Here is a 7,857-nt window from a genome sequence, read left to right on the forward strand (position 1 = left end):
GAGTAAGCTTCAAAATTAAGGATAAGCTTTGAATTAAGGATAAGCTTCAAAATTAAGGATAAGCTTTGAATTAAGGTTAAGCTTCAAATAACAGAATATATCTAATAGATAGATCAGAGATTAAAAAGGGTGAAATAATGTCGTATATCGGTCTACAGCAGGATTCTGGAGAATATAAAATCCAAAAGATACATGCTCGGGAGATCCTGGATTCAAGGGGAAATCCCACAGTTGAAGTTGATGTGTTTACGCCAAAGGGATTTGGCAGAGCCGGTGTTCCTTCAGGGGCTTCTACTGGTACGAACGAGGCCCTTGAACTGCGGGATGCAGACCCTAATAGATATGGAGGAAAAGGAGTTCTCACTGCAGTAAAGAATGTGAATACCATCATCCAGAAGGAATTGCTGGGGCTTGATGTGCGAAACCAGCGGGAAATCGATGAGCTGATGATTGAGCTCGATGAGACCGATAACAAATCAAACCTTGGGGCAAATGCAATTCTTGGGGTATCCATGGCTGTTGCAAGAGCTGCTGCAGATTCCCTGAATGTTCCTCTCTACCGCTATTTGGGAGGCTCAAATGCATTTACTCTTCCAGTGCCCACGATGAATGTCCTTAACGGGGGCAAGCATGCAGGCAATGATCTTGCAATTCAGGAGTTCATGATTCAGCCCAAAGGCGCAGAAACCTTTTACGAAGCTCTCCAGATGGGAGCCGAAATCTATCACGTTCTTGGTAAAATACTGGAAAAGAAATACGGTCGTTCTTCTACCAACGTGGGCTATGAAGGAGGATATGCTCCCAAGATGAGTGAGTCAACCGAAGCCCTTGATGCTCTTGCCCAGGCTATTGAAGAAGCAGGCTACACTGACACCGAGGTTACAATCGGGCTTGATGCTGCAGCCTCCGAGTTTTACGAAGATGAGGCCTACTCAATCGACGGAAAGAAACGCTCTGCTCCCGAGCTGATGGACTACTATGTCGAACTTGTGAACTCATATCCAATCCTTTCCATTGAAGACCCCTTCTATGAGGAAGCCTTTGAGGACTTCGAAGCTCTGACCAATGAACTCTGGGACACAATTATTGTTGGTGACGACCTTTTTGTCACAAACATTGAGAGACTTTCAAAAGGTGTTGACATGGGAGCAGCAAATGCACTTCTCTTAAAGGTCAACCAGATCGGAACTATTTCCGAAGCTTTTGATGCTGCAAATATGGCTTCCAGAAATGGCTATACAGTAATAGTAAGCCACCGCTCTGCCGAAACCGAAGACACAACAATTGCGGATATCTCGGTAGCTATCGGGGCAGAAATGATCAAGACCGGAGCCCCGGCCCGTGGAGAAAGAACAGCTAAATATAACCAGCTTCTCAGAATCGAGGAAGACCTGGGTGAGGTTGCACATTACGTGCAACTCTAACCCTTTTAATTTTTCATTTTAAATAGTTTTAGCTTTCTTTTTTCGTTTTAACAATTCAGTTTCATATGTCACACTTATCTCTTACAACCATAACCGGAACCTTCGAGTGACGGACCAGATTTTCTGCGACACTGCCAAGAAGCAACCTGTCCAGTCCTGTTTTTCCAAGAGTGCCCATAACAACAATATCCATTTTTTCCTCTTCGGCATACCGGATCAGTTCTTCTGCGGGATTGCCTTCAAGAAGAACGGGCTCAACATTGATTCCTTTCATATCTCCCAGGCTTTTTACATAATTTACAGCCTCATGTCCCTGTTTATCCCATGCCTCATGTATAGATTCCCAGTAAGGATCCACACTCATAGGAAAGGAATCTCCATTGATAGGAGCCAGGTAGGCCGTTGATACCACATAGACTGCATAAACCATTCCTCCACTCAACCGAGCAAGCTCAATCCCTTTTTCAGCAACCAGCCCGGAGCAGGGCGAGCCGTCGGTTGCAACCATTATTTTCTTAAAATTAATAGCTTCCATATAGAACCGTATTAGAATACGGGGATTTCCTAAATTAGATTTTTGGAATGCTGCAAGAAAAAGCTGTAAAACCTGAAAAGCAGGATGTCTCTTTCAAGCCTGCAAGCTCTCTAAATTATGAGATTACAAAAGCTTATCTCAAATTTTCAAGGGGCTTTAAACTGGCAAGCAGACCTAAACCAACATAGAGACAGCAAAAAAGGACTCTATAACACAAGAATAAAATATCCCGGTTAAGAGGCTTACCATTTCTTTGCAAGTCCCCCTCATACCTCACCTTGGATAGATCTTTACTTCAGATCTCCTGAATAACAGGAAAAAAGAACAGTGGAGGCGAGAAGTAGGGATAACAGCAGGCGCAGCAATTCCCACAGGTTACGATCACGACGAAAAACCAGACAACGAAACAGAAGAATAGGAAAACTAACCACTCAAGAACCAAGGGGTTTTAACATCTAAAAAATCATTCAGTTTTAGCTAAAGTTGCTATCGCTGATATATGGAAATACTAAAAATCTCTATACATTACAGTGTAACATCCAAAAGTTTATATATTAACGGTTACATTTATTTTAGATGTATACAATATAAGATTTTATATTGTATACATCTGAAATAAATAAGGAGAATTTAATTTAATGACAGAACAAAAATTCATTAAATGCCAAATATTTACTTCGGCACACCGCAAGCATATCTCAATGCATTCACAAGTGATAACCTTACGACCTGCCCCGTCGGTGGGGAAATGGTTCCATGTGATAAAGATAATATGAGATTTGAATTCCGAGACGGCAACGGTAGAGTATTTTATGAAGAGGGCAAAGAAACTTTTTAACTGCCTTCTTACTTTTTTTACTAGACCACGCTTGGCACAGTGCCGAAAAGTGCCAAGCGTGGCATACATGTTTTTGTTTATAAGTGATGGGGAATAACCTTTCCACTTCTCTTTCCTTTTTGGGATCTCAAATTACAAACAGTAATGATTTTAAGTAAAAACCTTAGGTATTTACGCAAGTAAGGTTTGTATATATCCTACATTCGGCAGGTCGACATTTCATTTTCGATCATTTTTGCTGATGGCGATTTTAAAATGATATTTCCTTATTGTGTGTAGTTATTAGGTTTACATATGATCCAAACATAATCTCTCATACTAACCTTTAATAGAAAAATGATTCAGTATTTATAGTCACGAGGATAAATAATGCAACTACTCAATAAGGTACAATGAGTTTTTGTTGCAATAATTGTAGGCGTGACTATATATATGTCATGGGAATTGAGCCAGAAGTTAACCAGCTTTAACTCTAACGCGTATTTATCAAATGTTCAAAAACGATATCAGAAAAAATATTTAAATCCCTTATGTAGACCTGCCGAAAGTAGGATCGAGCCTTGGAATCGAGCCGGTAGAATTCGCAATTCCAACTATATCATTGTTTAACAATTCTGTAAATAATCTGTTACATTTTATTCTAGCCTCTTTAAGAGAAATTCCATAATTTATAGCTATTTTGTTTATTACATCTCCCACAGTATTTACGTTATCAAGTAAATCAATCACTTTTTTTGCGGAATTATTTATTTTAAAAATTTTTTTACTTTTTTCATTGTATACAACATTTGTAAGTTCCGATACTATTGGCGAGTTAAATTTATTGTTTATTAATTCTGTTATATCAAAATTAATAGTATGAACTGCTAAATGTTTATGCATATATAATATCGCATTATCATTCAAATAGTCATTATAATATATTCTAGGGTCTTGTTTAATATATGGAATCTTAATCATATCTTTCAGATCTGAAACTCTATATCGTGACAAATAGATTAGCAAATGTTCACGTGGAATAGAACTCCAACAATAATCGCAATTATCTTTTTCGATTTGCTCCTTGAAGCTGGATAATAATCTTTGAGCCATTTCATTTGATAGGCCTACATCAATGTCGTAATTGTACCATAATTCGAGATCTTTTTTTTGGTCAATCTTAATATTTTTGACTGAATATTTTTTGGGATTGTGTGCAACTTTGGAATCTTTCCCTAATAGAAAAGTTGAACCACCAGATGAGTGGATTTGATCTTTTTTAGAAATCAATATATCTAGAGTTTCTTCTGCTTCAGTTTCGGTTTCTGTAGGGAATCCTAAGAAATAAAAAACATGATTCCAAATACCTGCACTAGAGCTATTTGAAATTATATTAAGAATCGAATCTTTATCTATTCCCTTATTCATGAAACTAAGAACTCTATTATTGGCGGATTCCATGCCGATATAGAAAACCCTAAATCCAGAATTGTATATTTTATTACATAATTCGGATGTAAATCCTTTTTCGAACCTTATGTCAGCATTCGCAAAAATTGTGGATTTAGTGTTTATAAGTTCATCTGACAATTTATCAAACCTAGATGGCGAGATACATTCATCAGAGAATGTAAAGTGATGACATCCATATTTATTTGTTAATTTGTTTAGATCATCTACAACTTTTTTAATGTCTCTGGGATCATAACGATTTCCATAAATATATGAGTGATCACAGAAAGCACATTTATTAAAATAACAGCCTCTACTTGACAGATATGGTAAAACCAGAAGAGGAGATAAATATTTATCCAAAGGGAATCCTTCAAAGCTAGGCGTAGGTAAGTTATCAATTCTTTCTGGCCTACTTATGTCTGTCTTACATACGCTTTCTCCATCCAAAAAAATTAAATTTGGAACCGATTTAAGATCTTTCTTGTTTTCTATATGTTTTACAAGTTCAAGAAGAGGTTTTTCACCCTCCAATGTTATTACGCTATCAAAAAATGTTGTAAATAATTCTTTTCTTGAAAGTAAAACATCCACTAGACGACTAAAGATACTTCCACCAATATTAATGTGGGAATCTGTTTCTAATTTCAATAAACGTGCAATAGTTAACCCTGGAATTATTTGTTCTGTACCTATAATCGAGATACAAACCAGATCAGGTTTTAGGTTTACTATTGGTTTTAGAAGATTATCTTTATAAATTTGAATATATGGATTAATTTCCTCGTCTATTGTTGCCTTAAATAATTCCGATATTGAATAATCAAAATTATCAATAGTAAAAGAAAATAGAGAGAGATTTGTCGGAAAATACGCAAGTGAGGTTATTGAAAGCGCCTCATTGATTGTATTCATACTTTTGTTGTAGTCATTAATATTATAGAAATTATCTTCATTTTTAATTAATGTCATTGCTTCTGATATACATTCGTGAATACGAGACGCCTTGGACATACCCATAAAAAAAGCAACAAACTTTTCTTGCTCTTTTACAGATAGTCGTTCCTTGTTATCTAATAATTCAAATCTTTCCTTAATTTTTTGTTTCATTGATAGAATGTGTTCAGGAGACAAAAAAATGTCATATGATTCTATATTCAAATCCTTTTGCACTACAGAATATCCATGCATTTCAAGATAAGCAGATAAGGATGGTATACTTAAATAAGGTTGTAATGGCGACCATTGTGGTGGGAAAATAAGAACAGTTTTCATGGAATCCGCAACCAAATTTGTTATATTCTGTTTGTAATATATTATCGTGCTATATTTAATGTGTATTTAAATACACTCATTGCTTTGCGAATAATTTAGAGTTAATACTTTCATTTTGGAATAAAATCCAATTTTAAAACCAAAATATTAAAAAATATAAATCGCAGTTTAAGCTAGCGTATATGAGTTACTGAAAACTGTGAGCTTAAGGATCTCACTTTATTTTCACGAACACGCGGGAAGTATTTGATTTTTCGTAATTGACCAATAACTCATGGGCACTAACTTATTAAACATGCGAATAATATTCAGACTCTTTACTCTACTTGCTCCATAGCTTTCTTATTATTGTTGTTATTGTTGTTTGTAGCGGCACGTAACGCTCTACTAACTTCTGGTAAATTCTCCGTTACTGCTGAAGCTACGATCTGTGGATCAAACGCCTCAATAACTTTAGATACTTCCGTTATTTTAGATGCTTCCGTTTCTCCCATATAATCACCTGTTATATCATTGCTTGTTTTCGTATTTAGTAACTGTTTTTATATTTTGAAGGTCTGAAAAGTCAGTTACTGAAAAAAAATCATAGCAACGCTGAGTAAACTCTCATCTATTTGACACAGCTAAAGTGATCATTTTTTATTTTTAAACCAGAATACCGTATTAATAGACCTCCCCTAATATTATATATAAACAACATATAAATATATTATGCCCTTAGAGCGTGCCTTAAAAGAGGATCTCAAATTAGCTTTTAAAATCGTATCCTCTTCAAATTGTATGGGTAAAAGTAAATTTCATGTATTTGCTGAAAATTTAAAAAATTACCCAAGTCCAAGAAACAACTTCAAAAGATGCATTCAACTTTATAACTGTATAATAAAATTGTTGCATATTTTTCGAGTTGGAAAATTCCCCATTGAATTTGAAGAGGATACTTAAAATCTCTAATCTAATTTGATATCCACTTTTTTAAAAGTATCTCCCAAATGAATTTTTGCTTTCAACTTTATTTTGCAATTCTGTCAACACCATTAGTTGGTATGCTATGAAACTCAATAGAGAGTAGAGTTTTCTACTCTGATTTCTTACTCTTCTAATATCGAATTTTACTGTACCCTTAATATGTCCATGTATCTTTTCACATTCAGCTCTCTTTTTATACTGATCATCAAAAGTCTCATCCTTGATGTTCTGATTTCTCAGGCACATTCCTACCTGTTCTTTTCTTCCAATTTCATATAGAAATTTGAGTTTGTCTTCCATTGGTGCATGAATGTCTCCACCGAGTTTACACTTTTTATTTACCCAGTGATTGATCCTTTCCTCTTCACCTTCTTGATTGATTACTGCATTTGAAGAGTAAGAAATAATCGGTTTTGCATTCAGATGATACCAGATATTAGAATGATTTAGGAATGAATCATAACCACCATCTGCAGAATAAAATGCCAGATCAGCATGCATATTCTTTAGAGCTTTAATATGGTTGATAAGTTCTGGAGAGTCACCAGAAAGTCCTTTTGTATGAGTCATGAAAACAGGATAAGTTCCAACTATTGTAATGTGTGCCTTATCCATTTATTTTTTACTTATTTACTTACATTCACAAAATAGTATGTGTCAAATATCACAGAATTACTCTCTAACCGTGATATAACTTGACTTCGTTTTTGTTGTGCTCCTGTCCGCATTTGATACAGTTAGACTAACATCATAAACCCCTGGATATCTAAATGTGTGAACAGCACTTCCAAAGTGACGAGAATTCCAATCGCTACTTGTTTCATGTTCAAACTTCCGGAAGTAGCTAGTTGGGTCGCCTGTGACGCCAGTGTTCTAAAAGTGAACATGCAAAAGTGCACTTCCATATGTTGTATCAGCATAGAAGTCTGCTATAGGTGCTCGTGCCATTGCAGGCAATGGAATGACTAATAGAGATAGCAAAAACTTCCGAAAAGAAGAAACTTAAATAAATAAAAAAAGGTAATCTAAAGATTATCTCAAAAACCAGTTGCTTCATACAGGTAGCCTACAACGTTAACAACTGTAATTGTAACCTTATAGTTCCCTTCCTGAAAACACTGATGTTCTGGATTCTTTTCTCTTAAAACTGTTCCATCTCCAAAACTCCATTTCCATTTTTCTGGTAAGCCTGTACGTTTGTCGGTAAATTTAACGTTTAATGGTGCTTTTCCGGAGGTAGGAGATGCAGAAAAAGCAGCAACAGGTTTTGCGATTTCATATTTTAGATACTGTGACATCAACAAATGACTTTTGTTTTTGTATTACTGCATTTTTGCATCTTTACCTGAGACTGAAAAATCCAAGGAGGTTTAAAACCAAGTTTTCAA

At 35.5% G+C, this 7,857-nt stretch carries 7 protein-coding genes and 2 pseudogenes; 3 read left to right on the forward strand and 6 right to left on the reverse strand.

Annotation, left to right across the window (positions count from 1 at the left end):
• Positions 1–137 precede the first annotated feature (137 nt).
• On the forward strand, positions 138–1,424 hold the full coding sequence (gene eno, locus A9239_RS17800; protein WP_048155744.1) for a phosphopyruvate hydratase: 1,287 nt from the start codon (positions 138–140) through the stop codon (positions 1,422–1,424).
• A 61-nt stretch (positions 1,425–1,485) separates the two neighbouring features.
• Here eno and A9239_RS17805 read toward each other — a convergent pair whose 3' ends face one another.
• A complete protein-coding gene (locus tag A9239_RS17805; protein ID WP_048116838.1) occupies positions 1,486–1,959 on the reverse strand; it encodes a universal stress protein in 474 nt (157 codons plus the stop codon).
• 47 nt (positions 1,960–2,006) lie between these two features.
• Between A9239_RS17805 and A9239_RS19820 the strand changes: the two genes are divergently transcribed.
• Together A9239_RS19820 and A9239_RS19825 are read left to right on the forward strand one after the other, a co-directional pair.
• Positions 2,007–2,147, forward strand: coding sequence for a hypothetical protein (locus tag A9239_RS19820; protein WP_176722185.1), 141 nt, complete (start codon positions 2,007–2,009; stop codon positions 2,145–2,147).
• Between the two features lie 473 nt (positions 2,148–2,620).
• Entirely contained in the window at positions 2,621–2,797 is a 177-nt protein-coding gene (locus tag A9239_RS19825) for a hypothetical protein (protein ID WP_155396442.1), read from the forward strand.
• A 528-nt stretch (positions 2,798–3,325) separates the two neighbouring features.
• On the opposite strand, the gene A9239_RS17810 is transcribed toward A9239_RS19825, so the two are convergent.
• The 5 genes and pseudogenes from A9239_RS17810 to A9239_RS17825 form a co-directional block, all read right to left on the reverse strand.
• Positions 3,326–5,503 (reverse strand): PqqD family peptide modification chaperone, encoded by a 2,178-nt coding sequence (locus A9239_RS17810; RefSeq protein ID WP_141706511.1) that lies wholly within the window; start codon positions 5,501–5,503, stop codon positions 3,326–3,328.
• Positions 5,504–5,820: 317 nt separating this feature from the next.
• Positions 5,821–5,997, reverse strand: coding sequence for a hypothetical protein (locus A9239_RS19830; protein WP_155396443.1), 177 nt, complete (start codon positions 5,995–5,997; stop codon positions 5,821–5,823).
• Positions 5,998–6,475: 478 nt separating this feature from the next.
• A pseudogene (locus A9239_RS17815) lies at positions 6,476–7,084 on the reverse strand (transposase); the annotation flags it as partial.
• A 57-nt stretch (positions 7,085–7,141) separates the two neighbouring features.
• Positions 7,142–7,318, reverse strand: a pseudogene (locus A9239_RS21005) (PKD domain-containing protein); the annotation flags it as partial.
• A 188-nt stretch (positions 7,319–7,506) separates the two neighbouring features.
• Positions 7,507–7,767: a PKD domain-containing protein gene (locus tag A9239_RS17825; protein WP_048116844.1), complete on the reverse strand. Its 261-nt coding sequence runs from the start codon at positions 7,765–7,767 to the stop codon at positions 7,507–7,509.
• Positions 7,768–7,857 lie beyond the last annotated feature (90 nt).

This window comes from Methanosarcina sp. A14 (genome assembly GCF_001729375.1).
Lineage (GTDB): Archaea > Halobacteriota > Methanosarcinia > Methanosarcinales > Methanosarcinaceae > Methanosarcina > Methanosarcina barkeri.